The organism is Grylomicrobium aquisgranense, from assembly GCF_033971865.1.
Classification (GTDB): Bacteria; Bacillota_I; Bacilli_A; order Erysipelotrichales; family Erysipelotrichaceae; genus Bulleidia; species Bulleidia massiliensis.
Window position 1 is genome coordinate 1 of record NZ_JALBUR010000022.1, and the last position, 19,669, is coordinate 19,669.

A 19,669-nucleotide genomic window follows, 5' to 3' on the forward strand; every position below is an offset into this window, starting at 1 on the left:
CATGGATATTATGCATATTTTTCACATGAATAAATCGGCTTTTGGTTTGCACTGATAGATATACAGCGAAAATATGTGCAAGCGCAAAAAAATGAGCTGTAACAGCTTATTCAACTGTTACAGCCCCTCTTTGTGATTCTTTGCATCCTGCTCATGGATGCGGGCAATGATCTCATCGATATGCTTGCCGTTTTCCATGGCTTCATCAATAACGAAGGTCAGCTCCGGGGTGCGCCGGATATCCAGCTGCTGTGCAAGTTCAGAGCGGATATAGCCGCGGGCACGGTTCAGTGCCTTCAGGCCGGCCTGTGCTCGTTCCTGTTTGCCCAGAAAGGAAACATAGACTGTTGCGTAGCTGTGATCATTGGAAACTTTGACATCTGTGATGGTCACAAAACCAACGTTAGGATCTTTCAGAGAGAACTGAATAATGTCGCTGATGTCCTTGCGGATGATGCCTTCCAGGCGTTTCTGCTTGACGCTGGACATTTCTCAGGCCTCCGGGGCAACTGCCTGTTCTTCAAATGCTTCGATCGTATCTCCAACCTTGATGTCGTTATAATTTTCAATCGTCAGGCCGCATTCATAACCGGATGCGACTTCCTTGGCATCATCCTTGAAACGCTTCAAGGATGCAATCTTGCCAGTGTAGACGACAATACCATCACGGATCAGACGCAGACCGCAGCTGTTGGTGATCTTGCCATCTGTCACCATGCAGCCGGCAATGGTGCCGACTTTGGAAACCTTGTATGTCTGACGGACTTCTGCCTGACCAATCACAACTTCCTGGTAGACCGGTTCCAGCATACCCTTCATGGCATTTTCCATCTCTTCGGTCACCTTATAGATGATCGTATGCAGACGGATCTGAACACCGGCTTCTTCAGCCTTCTTGCGGATATTGGCATCCGGTCTGACATTGAAGCCAATGATCATGGCATGAGAGGCATCTGCCAGCATGATATCAGATTCACTGATCGCACCGGCAGTGCTGTGGATGACATTGATCTTGACACCCTTGACATCCAGTTTCTCCAGAGAGCTCTTGACAGCTTCGGCAGAACCCTGGACGTCCGCCTTGATGATGATCGGGATTTCCTTGATCTCGCCGGAATCAATCTGGCTGGCAAGATCTTCCAGACTCATGGCAGATGTCTTGCGGCGGGCAGCCTCAATCTTTCTTCTGTTTCTGCGGTCGGCAACGGCTCTGGCTTCCTTTTCCTCTTCATAGGAACGGAACAGATCACCTGCCTCCGGCACATCATTGAGACCAATGACCTCAACTGGCGTACTCGGACCTGCCTTCTGCAGTTCATGACCGTTTTCATCAGCCATCTTTCTGATACGGCCATAGCATGTACCGACAACAACCGGCTCACCATGGTGCAGGGTGCCATTCTGTACAAGCAGGGTTGCGACCGGGCCTCTGCCCTTATCCAGTCTTGCTTCCAGAACAGTGCCGGATGCCAGCTGATGCGGGTTGGCTTTGAGTTCACGCACATCCGCCATGATCAGGATTGTTTCCAGCAGGTCATCAATACCTTCCCCGCTCTTGGCACTGGTCTTGACAAACGGTGTATCACCGCCCCATTCTTCCGGCATGACACCATGATCGCTCATTTCCTGCATGACGCGGTCCGGATTGACATGCGGCTTATCCATCTTATTTACCGCAACAATGATCGGGCAGTTGGCAGCCTTAGCATGGTCAATGGCTTCCAGCGTCTGCGGCATGACACCATCATCAGCTGCAACCACGATGACACAGATATCAGTCACACTGGCACCACGGGCACGCATAGCGGTGAAAGCTTCGTGGCCTGGTGTATCAAGGAAGGTGATCTTGCGGCCATTGATGGATACCTGATAGGCACCAATGGCCTGGGTGATACCGCCGGCCTCACCAGCTGCGACCTTGCTGGAACGGATCTTATCAAGCAGTGTCGTCTTACCATGGTCGACATGACCCATGATTGTAACGATCGGAGGCCGTGTCTCAAGCTGATCCGGATCTGTATCCATCTCGATTTCCAGAGAGTCTTCCTCACATTCCTTAACCTTGGTTGCGTCGATATCGTAGCCAATGCATACAAGCTCAACCGTCTCATCATCCAGCGGCGAGTTGATCGTGACCATCTTGCCTTCCATGAACAGAGACTTGATGATGTCCGATGCCTGCCGGCCGATCTTTTCAGCCAGCTCACCTACGGTAATTCCTTCCGTATAGGTGATGGCATGAATCTCCTGCTTCGGCTTGCGCGGCTGCTGTGTAAAGCTGTTATTTCTGCCATGCTGGCCATTGCGGCGGTTATTGTTGTTTGTCGTTTTTTTCTTTGTATTACTGCGCTTCTTCTGTGGCATTCAGTATCCTCCTTTTTTCATTCAATACGGGTATCCTGGCATCCCCTCTTTCCAATCCTGTGCATTCCTCAGAGCATCTTCAGAATCTCATCGTAGAAAGAATCAGGAATATCAACGCCAAGGGCATTTTTCAATGAACCTTTCTTGCGGGCAGTCTCCACTGCTGCAGGATCCTTCTTCAAATAGGCACCGTGCCCATTTGCCTTGCCGGTGAGATCAATCTTCAGCTCACCTTCCGGTGTGCGCACAATCCGCAGCAGCTCCTTCTTCGGAAGCGACTCCCCGGTAGCGACACACCTTCTCATCGGGATCTTCTTAGGCATTACTTCTCCTCGTCGTCATAATAATCATCGTACTCGTCATCGTATTCATCATCGATGCCAAGCTCTCTGTCTTCATCAGCCTGCCGCTGTGCCTCAATCTCAGCAAGCTCTTCCTCAGTGTAGATCGGCTTGTTATCAGCAGCCGAAGAAGCAAGTCTGCTCTTGATCTGCTTCTCCAGCTCCTTGTTATCGATCTTGAAGTTCTCCTCAGCATCGTTCTTCTTCTTTCTGTGCTTAGGACGCTGCTCATACTTCGGCTTGCTTGGCATATCTGTCAGCTTCTCGAAACGGGAAACATAGGTATTCTTTTCCGCCATCTCTTCCAGATCGGCATGTTTTCTTCTGGCCGGTGCCTTCACAGCAGGCTCTTTTTCTTCCTTCACAGGTTCTTCTTCCTTTTCAGCTTCTTCTGCTGGTTCCTCACTGACAGTTTCTTCTGCGGTTTCCTCAGCCTTTGCCTGTTCTGTCTCAGCAGGTGTCTCATTGACTGCTTCAGATGCCTCTTCAGCAGGTTTCTCTGTCGGCTTTTCCTCCGGTTCCAGGATCATATCTGTATTGATCTCTTCCTGCATCTCCTCCGGAATGAAGCCCTCTTCTTCCATTGGTGCAGACTCTTCAGAAGGCATGCTTGCCTTGCGTGCTTCCAGCTCAGCAACCTTGGCAAGACGTTTCTCCTCATCTGCCTTGGCCTGTTCCTTCATCCGCTCCATCTCACGGCGGGCAGCCTCACGCTTGTATTCTTCCTTCTTCTCTTCGGCCTTGGCCAGCAGTGCTTCATAATCCACACCGGCTTCTTCCAGCTCTGCTCTTGTCTTGATATCAATCTTGCGGTCAGTCAGGCGTACAGCCAGTCTTGCATTCTTGCCATGCTTGCCAATCGCCAGGGAAAGCTGATCCTCTGCCACAACCACGATCAGGCTGCGGTTGTCATCCCCCGGCAGAACAGCTTCAACTTCAGCCGGTGCCAGAGCATTCTTGACCAGTTCGCTGATATCATCACTCCACTGGAAGATGTCAATCTTTTCACCCTTGAGTTCTTCGATGATTTCCTGGACACGCTGTCCGCGCGGACCGATGCAGGCACCGATCGGGTCAACTTCCGGATTATGGCTCATGACAGCCATCTTGGTACGCTCACCGGCATCACGAGCAATGGCCTTGATCTCTACGATGCCATTGTAGATTTCCGGCACTTCCTTCTCAAACAGACGCTTGACCAGCATTGGATCTGCCCTGGAAACAAGCACCTGGGATCCCTTAGTATCTTTGTTTACTTCTGTAATCACGACACGGATCTGCTGTCCTTCTGTCAGACGTTCCTGTGGAATTTCCTGAGAGCGCGGCATCATGGCAACGGTCTTGCCAAGATTGACCAGTGTGAACTTGTCTTTAACAGATTCCACAACACCAAGCACCATCTCATGGAGCTGATCGATGTATTCGTCATAGACGGCAACCTTTTCTGCTTCGCGGATCTTCTGACGCATGACATTGCGGGTCAAGGTAGCCGAAGCACGGGAGAAGCCTGTGATCTCAATCGGGCGTGATACCTTGGCGCCAATCTGTGCTTCAGGGTCCAGCTGTCTGGCATCTTCCAGTGAAATCTCCAGTTCATCATCCTCTACATCGTCCGTGACGGTATAGCGCTGAAACAGATCAATTGTCTTTTTCTTCTCGTTGATCTCAGCATAGACATCAATGTCATCCAGGCCAGCTTCCTTCTTATACGCCTTTGCCATAGCTTCACAGAGGGCATCTTTGATGACATCTTCAGAAATATGTTTTTCTTCCTCAATAACATCAAATGCCTTGATCATATCCTTGTATTTGATTTCCATTTCCTGTTTTCTCCTCAGATTTTTACTGCCAGCCGGATCTTCTCAATATTGTCCAGACCGAACTGTACCCTGCGCAATACAGCCTTGTCGCGATAGGCCAGGGTTACCACATCATTCTCATCGATGCTTTCAATCTCACCTGTCAGTTCCATCATCTTTTTTACCGGTTCCTTCAGATGGACACAGACATATGCATGCGGCATATGTCTCAGCTCATCCAGATCCCTGATCTCTCTTTCTGCACCGGGCGAACACACTTCCAGTGTATATTCACTGCCGATTGGATCCGCCTGATCCAGTACATCAGATACTCTAGATGAAACATCTGCACAGGTATCCAGATCCATTGTTCCATCCTCTTTCATGATGGATACCTGCAGCGTATGCTCACTGCCAAGCCAATTGATTTCATACAGCCTGACACCGCACTGCTGCAGTACCGGTTCCAGAAGCGATTTCAGTTTTTCGGTATTTTCCATATTCCTCCGCTATCGTGCAACAATAATGAAGGAGTGCTTTCGCACTCCTTGTTTACAGTCAGATGTTACACCCGAAAAGCAGGCCTATCAAGCCTTTTTTTTGCACTTAATCGGAAAACATGCGGGCTGAGGCAACGGCCTGTTTCCACTTTGCATACAGGCCATCCATGCGCTGCTTGTCTGCCTTTGGTGCATACTCCACGCAGTTTCTGCCAGCCTGCTCAAAATCATTCATCGTCCAATAGTGCAAGGCCAGACCGGCCAGCCTGGCAGCACCAAGCGCTGTTGTTTCAACATCATGCGGGCGGATAATGCGGCACTGCAGCAGATCACTCTGGAACTGCATCAGATAGTCATTGGCGCTTGCCCCGCCATCTACCTTCAGATGCTTGATGCAGATACCGGCATCCTGTTCCATCGCTTCCAGTACATCACGGGTCTGATAACACAGAGAGTCCAGAGTCGCCTTGGTAATGTCTTCACGGGTTGTGCCTCGGGTGATGCCAAACAAAGCACCGCGGCAGCGGTCATCCCAGTAAGGTGCACCAAGACCTGTAAAAGCAGGAACCAGGAAGACGCCATTGTCAGGATCTGCCCGTTCTGCAAACTCCTGGCTCATGGATGCCTTGGGGAAGAACTTCATCTGATCACGCAGCCACTGGATGGCGGATCCTGCCACAAAGACGGATCCTTCCAGCGCATAATAGATTTCACCATGCAGGCCCCAGGCAATGGTTGTCAAAAGGCCATTGTTAGATGCATGCGGCACGGTACCGGTGTTCATCAGCAGGAAGCAGCCGGTGCCATAGGTATTCTTGGCACTTCCCTGCAAGAAGCATCCCTGACCGAACATGGCCGCCTGCTGGTCTCCGGCAACACCGGCAATCGGTACGGCGCAGCCGAAGAAATGATATGGTGCCGTATAAGCAAAGATCCCGCTACTTTCTTTGACTTCCGGCAGCATCGACATTGGTATATTCAGAATTTTGCAGAGTTGGGGATCCCACTTCTTCTCATAGATATTATAAAGAAGTGTGCGTGAGGCATTGGAATAGTCAGTCACATGGGCCTGCATGCCGGACAGACAGTAAATCAGCCAGGAATCAATGGTGCCTGCATACAGCTTACCTTCTTCAGCCAGTTTCTGTGCCCCTGGCACAGAGTCCAGCATCCAGCGGATCTTGGTACCGGAGAAATACGGGTCAATGCGCAGGCCGGTCTTTTTACGGAAGAGATCATCATAGCCTTCTGCCTTCAGCTTGTCGCAGATGTCGGCTGTCTGGCGGGACTGCCAGACAATGGCATTGCAGATGGGCAGACCGGTATCTTTATTCCAGATGACCGTTGTTTCACGCTGGTTGGTAATGCCGATGCCGGCTACCTGTGACGGCTGAATACCTGCCTGCTGCAGACATGTTGCCATGACGGAAAGAACAGACAGCCAGATTTCATTGGCATCGTGTTCTACCCATCCGGGCTTGCGGAAAATCTGGGTGAATTCCTTTTGGGCAGAATTGACAATTCTGCCGCTGTGGTCAAAAAGAATTGCCCGGGAGCTTGTGGTTCCCTGGTCAATTGCCATGATATATTTTTCCATTTGAAACCTCCAGGATCATTCTTCAGTAATTATGTAACCGGTTTCATTGTTGTGCAAGTGACATCACGTCATGATTGACAAAAAAAGAAGCTCTGTTTCCAGAACTTCTTTTCATGCTTTGATGGATAAGCTCAACCCTGCTTGATGGCAGCCTGGGCAGCAGCCAGACGGGCAATCGGAACACGGTAAGGTGAGCAGGAAACATAATCCAGACCGATCTTGTTGAAGAACTCGATGGAAGCAGGATCGCCGCCATGTTCACCGCAGACACCAAGATGGAGATCCGGACGTGTGCTTCTGCCCTTCTTTGCGGCCATCTCGATCAGCTGGCCGACACCAGCCTGGTCAACATGGGCAAACGGATCGAAGTCATAGATATGCTTGCTGTAGTAGTCGCCAAGGAACTTGCCAGCATCATCACGGGAGAAGCCGAATGTCATCTGGGTCAGATCGTTTGTACCGAAGCTGAAGAACTCAGCGGTCTTGGCAATCTGATCAGCCAGCAGAGCAGCACGCGGAATTTCGATCATCGTGCCGATCTTGTAGGTCATATCAGACTTGTTATCAGCGATGACCTTGTCAGCTGTCTTTCTGATGATATCAGCGACGTATTCAAGTTCCTTCGGCTCACCAACCAGCGGGATCATGATCTCAGGCACAATCTTCCAGTCAGGATGCTTTGCATTGACGTGCAGTGCAGCATTGATGATGGCTCTTGTCTGCATAACGCCGATTTCAGGATATGTCACATCCAGACGGCATCCACGGTGGCCCATCATCGGGTTGAATTCCTTCAGGGAAGCAGCTGCTGCTTCCACATCTGCTACCGTGATGCCAAGGGATGCAGCGACATCCTTGGCTTCCTCATCGGTCTTTGGCAGGAATTCATGCAGAGGCGGATCCAGCAGACGGACAGTTACAGGACGGCCGCCCATTGCCTCATAAATGCCTTCAAAGTCTTCTGTCTGATATGGCTCCAGCGTATCCAGTGCAAGCTTTCTCTGCTCACTGTTCTGGGCAACACAGAGCATTCTGATTGCCTTGATGCGCTCAGCACTGTTGAAGAACATATGCTCAGTACGGACAAGACCGACACCTTCAGCTCCGAATTCAACAGCTCTTCTGGCATCTGCCGGCGTATCGGCATTGGTTCTGACATGGAGTCTGCGGCGCTCATCAGCCCAGCCCATGAAGGTTGCAAAGTTGCCGGAAATCTTAGCAGGAATCTGCTTCACTTCACCTCTGTAGACAGCACCGGTTGTGCCATCGACAGAGATTGTATCCTTCTCTGTGAATGTTTCACCATTGACGGTAAATGTCTTGTTTTCCTCATCGACCTGCAGTTCACCGCATCCGGATACACAGCAGGCACCCATACCACGTGCAACAACAGCTGCATGGGATGTCATGCCACCGCGGACAGTGACAATTGCCTGGGCAGCAGCCATACCCTTGATATCCTCAGGAGATGTCTCAAGACGGACAAGTACGACCTTCTTGCCTGCCTTGGCAGCAGCTTCAGCCTCAGCAGCTGTGAAGACGATAGTACCGGAACCAGCACCAGGCGCAGCGGCCAGACCATGGGTGATGATATCGCCCTTCTTAGCCTTGAGATCTTCCGGATCAAACTGATTGTGCAGCAGATTGTCGAGCTGCTTTGGTTCAACCATCATCAGGGCCTGATCCTTTGTGGCAAGACCTTCAGCGACCATGTCAACGGCAATCTGCAAAGCTGCATTTGCAGTACGCTTGCCATTGCGGCACTGCAGCATGTACAGCTTGCCATTCTGGATGGTGAACTCCATATCCTGCATATCATGATAATGCTTTTCAAGCGTATCGCGGACAGTTACCAGATCATGGTAAGCTTCCGGCATTGTCTCTTCGAGGGACGGATACTTTTCAAGACGCTCTTCCTCCGTAATGCCTCTTTCCTTGGCCCATTCCTGTGAACCAGCCTTGGAGATCTGCTGCGGTGTGCGGGCACCGGAAACGACATCCTCACCCTGTGCATTGATCAGGTATTCACCATAGAAGTAGCGGTGATCGCCGGTTGCCGGGTTTCTGGAGAAGCAGACACCCGTGCCGCAGTCATTGCCCATGTTGCCAAATACCATCTGGACAACAGAAACAGCTGTGCCCCAGTCATCAGGGATATCATTCATCTTACGGTAATAGATGGCACGCTCATTGTTCCAGGAACGGAAGACAGCTGCCACTGCACGGTTGAGCTGTACATGCGGATCCTGCGGGAATGCCTCGCCAAGCTTTTCCTGATAATATGCCTTGAACTGACGTGTCAGCTCTTCCATATCATCGGCATCCAGGTCAATATCATTCTTGACACCCTTCTTTGCTTTCTGGGCATCAATCATTTTCTCAAATTCTGCCTTTTCCAGACCCATGACGACATCGCCGAACATCATGACAAAACGTCTGTAGGAATCATAGGCAAAACGCTTATTGCCAGACTTCTTTTCAACAACCTTGACAACCTCATCATTCATGCCAAGGTTCAGGATGGTATCCATCATGCCAGGCATGGAAGCACGGGCACCGGAACGGACCGATACAAGCAGCGGATTGACCGGATCGCCAAGTTTCATACCGGTTTCTTCTTCCAGCCACTTTGTATATTCATCAATCTGTGCCTGTACATCATCCGAAATCTTTTCACCGTCATCATAGTACTTGATGCATGCCTCAGTTGTAATTGTGTAGCCCTCCGGCACCGGAAGGTGCAGTGACTTCATTTCAGCAAGGTTTGCGCCCTTGCCGCCAAGAAGCTCACGCATGTTTGCATTTCCCTCAGCAAACTTATAGACATATTTCTTTTCTGTCATACTGCCTCCTTATTCGTTATTTTGATTATATGACAACGCTTTCATGAAAACAATCTTTTCTGGGACAGCCTCTTTTCACCCAATTCATAAAAAATATGCAGGGACGATAGTCTTCTGCATATTTGTAAATCAGGCGTTAAATTTTGATTTCAGATAATCTGTGATCAGTCCGGCCGTATCATCCGTCAGATCATCTTTGGTCAGCAGCTCCCGCTCACTGCCGCATGCATAGTAATTGTCAAACAGCATGCTTTCCGGCACAAACTCAGATGTATTGCCCTGCACAAACAGCATCGGCACGGATGCCTGCTTGAGCTGACGAACCGTGGAAACATCCTTCAAAGAGAAGTGCAGAATCTGACGGACCAGCAGTTCAACCCCCGGCATGACAATTCTGCCATCTGCCTTCATGGCATGGCTGATGCCGCGTACCAGCACTTCATTGACATCACTGAAGCCGCCCTGGGCAACACCGCAGACCACATTCCTGGGAATATAGTCACCGACTGCATTCATCACCGCATTGGCACCGATGGAAACACCATACAGGCCAATGCGGGCATCAGGATCCAGATTGACAAGATAGTTAACCCAGCTGATCAGATCATAGTGCTCTGCCCAGCCAAGGGTTGTATATTTTCCTTCGCTCTTGCCGCAGCCTCTGCTGTCAGCAGCCAGTACATTAAAGCCAGCCTGATCAAGAGCATACAGATAATCCAGCAGTGTGCCGGCATAGCTGCCCGGGCCAAAGGCCAGCACAACCCAGTTGTGGCTGTCCGGATGATTCTGCAGACGCAGAGCATGCAGCTTGAGACCGTCAAATGAATTCAGCGTGTCATCTTCCCGCACTGAATTGTGGAACCACTCTGCCTTTTCGCCGTTCTTGAAAGTCAGAAAGGCAGTGCCGCCCTTTCCGGAGTACAGATCCGACTGGGCAAGATTGAATACCTGATGGAAGATATAGGCGCTGACACCTGCATAGGCACCAGCAGCTGCACCTGCTGTGATGGCTGCAGCTTTCAGAAAGGGATGATCATTCTTTTTGCTCATATATTCGCTCCTTTGTTGCATTTTTCACTAAGGGAATTATAGCATGCCTGCATCGTAAGAAGAACCCTTCTCTTTTGAACAGAGTAGCTTGTTTGGCAGGAAATATTATGGTACATCATACCTATGATTCAGAAAAACTTATTATATTCAGATCAATCCCTCAGTGTGATCAAGGATGCGGCTGTTCTGGCTGCCATCTTCTGGGGGATTCTCTTTGTCAGTATGCTGATTGACAGAAGGCGGATGCGCAACTGCTTCTTCCTGCTGGCTGCCCTGCTGATGACCCAGCCGCTGATTGCATCCATGTTCGGCAGATACAGCGATGTAGCTGCACTGGTGATCCTGATCCTGATCTGTGCAGTATTGCTGGCTGTCCCAATCGTGCTGATCAGCAATGGCATCATCATGCTGAGACGGGAAGGAAAAAGCTTTGCCAACATGCTGTCCCTGCTGTTTGGCCTGTTCATCGGTGCCGGTGAAATTGCCACGATCTGTGTTGTCTTTCAGACCAGCATCACCTCGGTTCCGGTGATGGTTATGATCTCCGTCACGGTCATCTATTTCTGTCTGATCTTTCTGTCTTTCTTCCTGTATTCGCTGTTTATTCAGCATATTCCCCATACCCGTGACTTCGACTATGTCATCATTCACGGTGCCGGTCTGCTGCATGGCAACCAGATATCACCTCTGCTGGCAGACCGCATGAACAAAGCCATCCAGGTGTACCAGAAAGACAAAACCCATCCCATCATGATTCCCAGCGGCGGTCAGGGATCTGATGAAACAGTGTCTGAGGCAAGAGCTATGGCAGACTATCTGGTGGTGCATGGTGTGGATCCCAAAGATATTGAACTGGAAGACAAGTCGCTGAATACATGGCAGAATCTGCAGAATTCTTTTGCCATCATCAACAGCCATGAAGGCAGAAAGCGCACTGCCCTTGTCACGTCCAATTACCATGTTTACCGCTGTCTGCAGTACTGCCGCCAGCTTGGCTTCAAATGTACCGGTATTGGTGCCCATACTGCTGCTTACTACTATCCAAGTGCTTTGATCCGGGAATTTGCGGCTGTCATGAAAAACAAGCGGCATCTGGCCTTGATCCTGCTTGGCTGGCTCGCTCTGCTGATCCCGCTGATCTTAATGGCCGTCATGTGATTGCATAAGAAAATGCTCTGCTTTTGCACAGAGCATTTTTATGTAGTTACTTTTTCAGCTGGGCAAGACGGGTGGTGATGACCTCATACTGTTTCTGATAGGCTTCCTGTTTCTGCTTCTCAGAATCAATCTTGGCTGCCGGTGCCTTGGCAAGGAAGCCAGGATTGGACAGGATGTGGCTGCTTCTTGCCAGCTCTGACTCCAGGCGCTTCTTTTCTGCTTCCAGCTTCTTGATCTCTTCAGCCGGATCCTGCAGCTGGCTGCTTGGCAGATACAAAGAACCCTGATAGATGGTTTCGACAGTCAGATCGCCATCCAGTTCTTCTTTCCATTCTGCCTTTGCCATCTTGGCAAGAATTGCGGAAAGATATGGCTTTGGTGAAATGACATTGCCATCAAGATCCTTTGCCATGACAGAAAGCACAGCACTTGGTTTCAGATCATTGGCTGCCTTGATTTCACGAATCTTCTGAATCATGGAGACCAGACGGTCCATGCCTTCCATGTCGGCTTCCGGAATATTGTCGATATGCTTTGGCCATGTTTCTTTGCAGATAGATTCCTGTGTGTGCGGCATGGTCAGGTAGATTTCCTCAGTCACAAATGGCATGAACGGATGCAGCAGGCGGACAATGTTGTTCAGTACAACCAGCAGTGTAGACTGTGCACCCTTGCGGATGGCAGGATCATCACTGTTGAGTGAACTCTTGCACATCTCAAGATACCAGCTGCAGAAATCATTCCAGACAAAGGAATACAGCTCATTGCCGACCAGGGCAAATTCATACTTTTCCATGTTCTCACTGACATGGTCAATGGTCAGATTCAGCTTATTCAGAATCCAGGCATCCGCTGCCGAGAGATTTGTCAGATCGACATCATCCATACGCATGCCGTCATCCAGGTTCATCAGCACAAATCTTGATGCATTCCAGAGCTTGTTGATGAAGTTCCAAGCTGCTTCCACCTTGGCTGGGATATAGCGCATATCCTGGCCTGGGGTGCTGTTGGTGGTCAGGAAGAAACGCAGAGCATCGACACCATAGTCATCGATGACTTTCATTGGATCGATACCATTGCCAAGCGACTTGGACATCTTTCTGCCCTGTTCATCACGGATCAGACCGTGGATGAGCACATCGCGGAACGGTCTGTTATGCGTAAAGTGACGGGCCTGGAATGCCATTCTGGCAACCCAGAAGAAGATGATGTCATAGCCGGTCACAAGCACATCGGTTGGATAGTAGCGCTTGAAGTCTTCGGTTTCTTCAGGCCAGCCCAAGGTTGCAAACGGCCACAGGGCACTGGAGAACCAGGTATCCAGAACATCTTCATCCTGTACCCAGTTTTCCGGGTCCTTCGGATCAGTTTCGCCGACATAGGTCTCGCCAGTCTTCTTGTTATACCATGCCGGAATGCGGTGTCCCCACCACAGCTGACGGGAAATGCACCAGTCTTCAATGTTCTCCAGCCACTGATTGAATGTCTTTTCAAAGCGCTCCGGATAGAAGTTGATCTTCTGATCCGGGTCTTTCTGATGGGCAAGCACATCATCAGCGAGCGGTTTCATGCGCACAAACCACTGCTGGGAAAGATACGGCTCCACCACGCAATGAGTTCTCTCGGAATGGCCGACATTGTGGGTGATGTTTTCAATCTTGACAAGATTTCCATCTTCCTTGATCTGTTCAACAACAGCATCACGGGCTGCATAGCGGTCCATGCCTTCATACTTGCCGCACAGTTTGTTCATGGTGCCATCCGGATTCATGCAGATGGGCTTTGGCAGATGGTGGCGCTCGGCAATGGCAAAGTCATTGGGATCATGGGCTGGTGTGCACTTCATGATGGCAGTGCCGAAGTCCATATCGATGTAGTCATCGCCGATGATCGGCAATTCCTCACCATTGGCCGGGTTGGTTGTATGCAGGCCGATCAGATGCTTCCAGCGCTCATCATTCGGATTGACGACGATGCACACATCACCAAACATCGTTTCCGGACGGGTGGTCGCAACATGAATTTCTTCCCCTGTCTCTTTAACGACATAGCGGAAATAGTACATCTTGCCGGGATCATCCTGGTAATAGACCTCGATATTGGACAAGGCAGTTCTTGCCTCCGGATCCCAGTTGATGATACGCCAGCCGCGGTAAATCAAACCCTCGTTGTACAGAGTGACAAAGACGTGGCGGACAGCCTTGTTGAAGCCTTCATCCATGGTGAAACGCTCACGGCTGTAGTCCAGAGAGTTGCCAAGCTTTGCCCACTGCTTGCGGATGGTAGAGGCGTATTCTTCTTTCCACTCCCAGGCTCGCTCCATGAATTTTTCACGGCCGATATCATAGCGGGAAATGCCTTCGCTCTTGAGTCTGGCATCAACTCTTGCCTGGGTTGCAATGCCGGCATGATCCATGCCCGGCAGATACAGCATGTCGTATCCCTGCATCCGCTTGTAGCGGGCGATAATGTCCTGCAGCGTGTTGTCCCAGGCATGGCCGATATGCAGAATACCGGTCACATTCGGGGGCGGGATGACAATGGTAAAGGGATCCTTGGCCTTATCACCGGCAGTGAAGTATCCCTTCTTGACCCATTCATCATAACGGCCGTCTTCGACTGCCTTATGATCATACTTTGCATCAAGATTCTTCTTCATTCTTCCTCCTGTAACAAAACAAAAAGCGTCTGCAGTGCAAGGACGCAGACGCTGGCGTGGTACCACCTTAGCTTACTTCTCAAAATGCATAACGTGCATGACACGGTACTGCTTACTGATCTTTTCAGCAGTACAGCTGCCGGAGGACTTCATGAAGGCGGATATCTGCTTGCACCAGCCGCAGACTCTCTGCTGATCCGTTGGCATCACTACTCATTCCGGCAATTGCCTTGCTCAGATTGTAACATAACACGGCTGAAAATTCAGCGGTGAATTGCATCGATAAAGCGGCGCAGGAAGCCGGTATTGCCCATTTTCCGGGTGATGATATCGGCAGCGATGAAATTCAGGATGTACAGGGCAAGCCGCAGCCATGGATTTAATCCAAACAGGACGTCAAATGCCGTAATGATCAATACGCCAATAGCAAAAATGATGATGCACGTGATCATCATTGAGAAGAAATAGCGGCGCCTGGTTCTGGCCAGTTCTCTGCTTGGCTTTGGCTGTTTCATGCCCTCATTGTAACATGGTACAATGATGCTATGTGTGGAAGATACCAGTTTTACGATAACAAATCCATCTCAATCCGCCATCTGATTGAAATGGCCAGGCAGAAAATGCCGCCGGCAGAATTTGAACAGCTGTCTCTTTTTGAAGTGTTTCCAGGGCAGAAAGTTCTGATTGGTGCCTTTGACCAGAAAGCGCAGCGGTTTGGTTCCTGTATCATGAAATGGGGTTATACGCGGGGCAATGGCATGGTCATCAATGCCCGTTCAGAGACTTTTTTATATTCCCCTTTCTTTGCGGATTCCTGCCCCTGTGCCATACAGTGCAGCGGCTATTATGAATGGTCCAAACAACCCAGGCGTAAATACTATTTCACCAGTAAAACAGATCCGGTGTATCTGGCCGGCATATGCCATCAGGAAGCAGACGGCCTGCATTTTGTCATTCTGACAGAAGATGCCCGGAATGCACAGAAAGAGATTCATGACCGCCAGCCGATCATGCTGGATCAGGAAAAAGCAAAGGCATGGTGTAAAGATATCACCATGCCTCTGTCGCAAATTTCTCTACAGGACAGAATCATTCAGATCGCTGCTTAGAACAGCCGGTCATTATGACTGATCTTCAGATGTTCGTATGCCTTTTCGGTTGCGACCCGGCCCCTGCTGGTGCGGTTGACAAAGCCAATCTGGATCAGATATGGCTCATAGACATCTTCCAGAGTAGTCGCCTCTTCTGAGATCGAATTCGCCAGTGACTCAAGGCCGACCGGACCGCCGTCAAAGCGTTCAATGATCCCGCGCAGATATCGGATATCCACTTCATCCAGGCCAAGTGCATCCACATGGAGACGGTTGAGTGATTCATCCGCAATTTCCTTTGTGATGCGGCCATCATTGAGTACCTGGGCAAAATCACGGATGCGCCGCAGCAGGCGGTTGGCAATACGCGGTGTGCCTCTGGAGCGCTTGGCAATCTCGATGGCTGCTTCTTCATCGATTTCAGTATTCAAAACTCTTGCCGTTCTTTTCACGATGCTTTCCAGCTGATCCTGCGTGTAGTAATTCAGCTTGGAGACGATGCCAAAGCGGTCCCGCAAAGGTGCAGACAGATCACCGGCTCTGGTTGTTGCACCAACAAGTGTAAACGGCGGCAGATCGAGGCGGATGGATCTTGCCTCCGTATCTTTGCCAACCATGACATCGATGCAGAAGTCTTCCATAGCAGGATACAGGACTTCCTCAACGATCTTTGGCAGACGATGAATTTCATCAATGAAGAGAATATCGCCTGGTTCAAGAACGGAAAGCACCGCAGCCAGATCCCCGGGCTTATCGATGCTTGGCCCGGAAACCGTGCGGACATGGGTATGCATCTCATTGGCAAGGATGTAGGCCAGAGTTGTTTTGCCAAGTCCCGGCGGACCGTACAGCAGAACATGATCAAGAGATTCATGCCGCTGCAGGGCTGCCTGTATGAAGATGCGCAGATTGCTTTTCAGATCATCCTGACCTACATATTCATCCAGCGTCTGCGGGCGAATATTTTCCTCATCATCACCCTTCTCCGGCATGGCACTCAGCAGATCATTTTCATCCCTCATGGCTTATCCTCCCAGACGATTATTCATCAGGGCGCGCAGACCGATCTTGAGATAGTCTTCCGTGCGCAGACCCGGACTCTTCTTCATGATGTTAACAGCTTTTTCGATTTCATTGGGCCGATAGCCGAAATTCTTCAGGCCTTCCGCCGCTTCCGCCATTTCCTTTGGCAATTCTTCTGCCGCAGAGGCATTGTTCTTTTGGGCAACCTGGACAAGCTTGCCTTTGAGATCCAGAACGATCTGACTGGCTGCCTTAGGCCCGATCCCTGGCATGGACTTGAGATATTTGACATCACCTGCCTCAATAGCGGCAATAATCTTTTCATACTTGTCACGTGACAGGATATTCATGGCCGTCTTAGGACCCAGTCCCTTGACAGAAATCAGGCGGAGAAACAGCTGCTTTTCATCCTGTGAAGAGAAACCAAACAGCCGCATGTCATTTTCACTGATATGCAGATAGGTATAGACTTTGATCTGCTCCCCCGCATGCACATCTGAAACATGCGGATAATAGATTTCCCAGCCCATGCCAGCATGGTCAACTGTGATACTGTCAGCAGAAATGGCATCAATGGTTCCGTTGATGAACGCAATCATTCCTTATACCCCATGATATAGCGGCCGACAATGACCTGATCGCCATCTCTGGCACCAGCCTGATACAAAGCTTTATCAACGCCCATCTGATTGAGCTTCAGGGCAAACTGATAAGATTCATTTTCATCATCGAAGTCAATAGTCTCAGCCATGCGGTCAATCTTTTCAGATTCCACCTTATAGCGGTGCGGTCCCTGTTTGGTAATGTAGAAATCAGGACGCTTGGGCTGATACTGATACACAACCGTTTCTTCCTGCGGTTCAGGATTTTCTGCCTCCGCCTTCTTTGCCTGGTCAATGGCATCCATGGCTGCATAAAGCACTTCATTGACACCCTTATGCTGCAGGGCACTCATTTCAAACACATGCAGGTCCGGATATGCTTTCTTGAATTCTTCCAGATAAACCGGTGCATACTCATCATCCATCTTGCCGGCAACAACAATCTGCGGCTTTTCGGCCAGATCATGTCCATAGCTGGCCAGTTCATGGTTGATGACCTGATAGCATTCCACGGGATCTCCCTGCTGTCCTGACATATCAACCAGATGGATCAGAACACGGCAGCGGCGGATATGACGTAAAAATTCATCACCGAGGCCTTTGCCTTCCGCTGCTCCTTCAATCAGTCCGGGCATGTCAGCTAATACAAAGCTGCGGCCATCCGGCAGATCTACTACACCGATATTTGGTTCCAGAGTTGTGAACTGATAGGGTGCAATGGCAGGTTTTGCATTGGTCACGATGGACAGGAATGTGGATTTGCCAACGGATGGAAAACCGACAAGACCGCAGTCTGCCAGCAGCCTGAGTTCCAGCTGCAGATCCAGGCTCTGTCCGATTTCACCAGGCTGGGCATATTCCGGTGCATCATTTCTGGCTGTTGCAAAATGCCAGTTGCCAAGTCCTCCCTTACCGCCATGGGCAATCAGGACTTTCTGTCCAGGCTGGGTCAGATCTGCAAGCAGATCATTGTTGGCAGCATTGCGGATCATAGTTCCAGGAGGAACCGGGACAACAATGTCATCTCCGCTTTTTCCATGCATTTTCTTAATCAGACCAGGTGCTCCGTTGCCTGCTTTAATGGTTTTGGTATAGCGCAGCTTTGTCAGAGTTGTTTCATTTGTGTCGACACAGAAATAGATGTCGCCGCCCTTGCCGCCGTCACCGCCGAAAGGACCGCCATTGGGATAGAACTTCTCTCTGCGCCAGGCAACACAGCCTCTGCCGCCATCGCCTGCTTTCACGTGCAGCTTAATATAATCAATCATGCGGCACCTCCTCTTTCCTAATTAATAAAATGCTCCTGACAGCAGTCAGGAGCGTTGGATTCATTCTTCAGTTTAAGCTTCCTGCGGATAAACAGAAACCTGTTTCTTATCCTTGCCAAGGCGCTCATACTTGACGATACCAGATGCTGTCGCAAACAGTGTATCATCACCGGCACGCTTTACATTCTTGCCCGGCATGATCCGTGTGCCTCTCTGACGGTAAATAATAGAACCGCAGTTGGCAAACTCACCGTCTGCCTTCTTGGCACCAAGACGTCTGCCAGCAGAGTCACGGCCGTTCTTTGTGGAAGATACACCTTTTTTACTGGCGAAGAACTGAATATCTAATGTGAACTTCATGGTTTTGCCTCCATTTTTACTTTAACAAATTGCTTTTCCGTTTCTGCAACGGTCAGCAGCTGAATGAGACCGGTACGCATTACCGGTTCACTCAGAGAATCCGGCCTGGAAATATGAATCGAAATACAGTTATCTGTCACCTGACATTCACTGCCAGGTACAAGCTGATCCACTGCATTCAGCAGGCCAAATCCAATTGCGCTCACAGCTGCACAGACAAGATCTTTCCCATATACATCAGAACCTGCATGGCCCGTGATGCGCAGATCACAGATCTTTTCATCCTTTTCAGCTGCGGTGATACGAATCATGATCAGCCTTCAATTGATACAACTGTAAGCTTTGTATACGGCTGACGATGACCCTGACGGGCACGGGTAGACCCCTTCTTCGCCTTATACTTGAATACGCGGACCTTCTTGTCCTTGCCCTGCTTCTCAACCTTGCAGGTTACCTTGGCACCCTCAACATAAGGAGTACCAATCTTGGTGCCTTCATTGCTGAGAAGGCAAACCTTGTCAAATACTACTTCCTCACCAGCTTCTACATTGAGCTTCTCAACGAAGATAGACTGGCCAGCTTCAACCTTGAGCTGTTTTCCGCCTGTTTCGATAACTGCGTACATTTCTACACCTCCTGACACTTATCATAAGACGCGCCATTAAGGGGACATATTGTCTTAACCCTGTTCTGAGCGGTTACAGACCTCATCAAGAGGGCTGATAACGGAGATATTCTAGCATAAACAAATGCGATGTCAATCTGCATTATTTCAGCAGTCTGGCAATCTTCTTAGCATACTTCACACGTTCCCTGGCATCACAGTTCGAGATGCGTGTAAACATGTCAAAGATCTTCAGTTTGCGGTCTGTCTTGTAAGACTCATCCAGTTCCACTTTGACAATCATTGGATTCAGTGCATCCACAAATTCCTGATCACTTATATCCTTGCTGTTTCTGGCCAGATCAATCAGTTGCTGGCCCAATTCACTCTTTGCCATAATTACTCCTGCG

At 49.9% G+C, this 19,669-nt stretch carries 19 protein-coding genes and 1 other annotated feature; of the genes, 2 read left to right on the forward strand and 17 right to left on the reverse strand.

Annotation, left to right across the window (positions count from 1 at the left end; translation table 11 throughout):
* Positions 1-117: 117 nt before the first annotated feature.
* The 8 genes from rbfA to MOZ60_RS08370 form a co-directional block, all read right to left on the reverse strand.
* Positions 118-489, reverse strand: a complete 372-nt coding sequence (gene rbfA / locus MOZ60_RS08335; RefSeq protein ID WP_370596324.1) for a 30S ribosome-binding factor RbfA — start codon at positions 487-489, stop codon at positions 118-120.
* 3 nt (positions 490-492) lie between these two features.
* Positions 493-2,364 (reverse strand): translation initiation factor IF-2, encoded by a 1,872-nt coding sequence (infB, locus tag MOZ60_RS08340; RefSeq protein WP_370596325.1) that lies wholly within the window; start codon positions 2,362-2,364, stop codon positions 493-495.
* Positions 2,365-2,432: 68 nt separating this feature from the next.
* Positions 2,433-2,687, reverse strand: a complete 255-nt coding sequence (rnpM, locus tag MOZ60_RS08345; protein ID WP_277010053.1) for an RNase P modulator RnpM — start codon at positions 2,685-2,687, stop codon at positions 2,433-2,435.
* Positions 2,687-4,525, reverse strand: coding sequence for a transcription termination factor NusA (gene nusA / locus MOZ60_RS08350; RefSeq protein ID WP_370596326.1), 1,839 nt, complete (start codon positions 4,523-4,525; stop codon positions 2,687-2,689). The genes rnpM and nusA overlap by 1 nt, the downstream gene beginning before the upstream one ends.
* A gap of 14 nt (positions 4,526-4,539) precedes the next feature.
* A complete protein-coding gene (gene rimP / locus MOZ60_RS08355) occupies positions 4,540-5,004 on the reverse strand; it encodes a ribosome maturation factor RimP (protein ID WP_277010047.1) in 465 nt (154 codons plus the stop codon).
* A gap of 106 nt (positions 5,005-5,110) precedes the next feature.
* The gene (glpK, locus tag MOZ60_RS08360; protein WP_370596327.1) at positions 5,111-6,601 is read right to left on the reverse strand and encodes a glycerol kinase GlpK; all 1,491 of its coding nucleotides are present in this window, start codon (positions 6,599-6,601) and stop codon (positions 5,111-5,113) included.
* Between the two features lie 131 nt (positions 6,602-6,732).
* Positions 6,733-9,444, reverse strand: a complete 2,712-nt coding sequence (gene ppdK, locus MOZ60_RS08365) for a pyruvate, phosphate dikinase (RefSeq protein WP_277645483.1) — start codon at positions 9,442-9,444, stop codon at positions 6,733-6,735.
* Between the two features lie 129 nt (positions 9,445-9,573).
* Positions 9,574-10,494, reverse strand: a complete 921-nt coding sequence (locus tag MOZ60_RS08370; RefSeq protein ID WP_370596328.1) for an alpha/beta hydrolase — start codon at positions 10,492-10,494, stop codon at positions 9,574-9,576.
* A gap of 123 nt (positions 10,495-10,617) precedes the next feature.
* Here MOZ60_RS08370 and MOZ60_RS08375 point away from each other — a divergent pair, with 123 nt between their 5' ends.
* Entirely contained in the window at positions 10,618-11,652 is a 1,035-nt protein-coding gene (locus MOZ60_RS08375) for a YdcF family protein (protein WP_370596329.1), read from the forward strand.
* Positions 11,653-11,698: 46 nt separating this feature from the next.
* Here MOZ60_RS08375 and MOZ60_RS08380 read toward each other — a convergent pair whose 3' ends face one another.
* Together MOZ60_RS08380 and MOZ60_RS08385 are read right to left on the reverse strand one after the other, a co-directional pair.
* The gene (locus MOZ60_RS08380; protein WP_277634913.1) at positions 11,699-14,311 is read right to left on the reverse strand and encodes a valine--tRNA ligase; all 2,613 of its coding nucleotides are present in this window, start codon (positions 14,309-14,311) and stop codon (positions 11,699-11,701) included.
* 35 nt (positions 14,312-14,346) lie between these two features.
* Positions 14,347-14,546, reverse strand: a binding site (T-box leader).
* A 28-nt stretch (positions 14,547-14,574) separates the two neighbouring features.
* Complete coding sequence (locus tag MOZ60_RS08385; protein ID WP_277634912.1) at positions 14,575-14,826, reverse strand: hypothetical protein; 252 nt, start codon at positions 14,824-14,826, stop codon at positions 14,575-14,577.
* 30 nt (positions 14,827-14,856) lie between these two features.
* Between MOZ60_RS08385 and MOZ60_RS08390 the strand changes: the two genes are divergently transcribed.
* Positions 14,857-15,420 (forward strand): SOS response-associated peptidase family protein, encoded by a 564-nt coding sequence (locus MOZ60_RS08390; RefSeq protein ID WP_370596330.1) that lies wholly within the window; start codon positions 14,857-14,859, stop codon positions 15,418-15,420.
* On the opposite strand, the gene ruvB is transcribed toward MOZ60_RS08390, so the two are convergent.
* The 7 genes from ruvB to MOZ60_RS08425 all read right to left on the reverse strand — a co-directional run bounded on the left by ruvB (position 15,417) and on the right by MOZ60_RS08425 (position 19,656).
* Positions 15,417-16,424 (reverse strand): Holliday junction branch migration DNA helicase RuvB, encoded by a 1,008-nt coding sequence (ruvB, locus tag MOZ60_RS08395; protein ID WP_370596331.1) that lies wholly within the window; start codon positions 16,422-16,424, stop codon positions 15,417-15,419. The two genes, MOZ60_RS08390 and ruvB, sit on opposite strands and share 4 nt — an antisense overlap.
* A gap of 3 nt (positions 16,425-16,427) precedes the next feature.
* On the reverse strand, positions 16,428-17,024 hold the full coding sequence (ruvA, locus tag MOZ60_RS08400) for a Holliday junction branch migration protein RuvA (protein ID WP_370596332.1): 597 nt from the start codon (positions 17,022-17,024) through the stop codon (positions 16,428-16,430).
* Entirely contained in the window at positions 17,021-18,295 is a 1,275-nt protein-coding gene (gene obgE, locus MOZ60_RS08405; RefSeq protein WP_277007070.1) for a GTPase ObgE, read from the reverse strand. The genes ruvA and obgE overlap by 4 nt, the downstream gene beginning before the upstream one ends.
* Positions 18,296-18,367: 72 nt before the next feature.
* Positions 18,368-18,655, reverse strand: a complete 288-nt coding sequence (rpmA, locus tag MOZ60_RS08410; RefSeq protein WP_277007067.1) for a 50S ribosomal protein L27 — start codon at positions 18,653-18,655, stop codon at positions 18,368-18,370.
* The gene (locus MOZ60_RS08415; protein ID WP_370596333.1) at positions 18,652-18,966 is read right to left on the reverse strand and encodes a ribosomal-processing cysteine protease Prp; all 315 of its coding nucleotides are present in this window, start codon (positions 18,964-18,966) and stop codon (positions 18,652-18,654) included. Before MOZ60_RS08415 ends, rpmA begins: the two co-directional genes overlap by 4 nt.
* A gap of 2 nt (positions 18,967-18,968) precedes the next feature.
* Positions 18,969-19,280, reverse strand: coding sequence for a 50S ribosomal protein L21 (rplU, locus tag MOZ60_RS08420; protein WP_277007061.1), 312 nt, complete (start codon positions 19,278-19,280; stop codon positions 18,969-18,971).
* A 142-nt stretch (positions 19,281-19,422) separates the two neighbouring features.
* Positions 19,423-19,656: a hypothetical protein gene (locus MOZ60_RS08425; RefSeq protein ID WP_370596334.1), complete on the reverse strand. Its 234-nt coding sequence runs from the start codon at positions 19,654-19,656 to the stop codon at positions 19,423-19,425.
* Positions 19,657-19,669 lie beyond the last annotated feature (13 nt).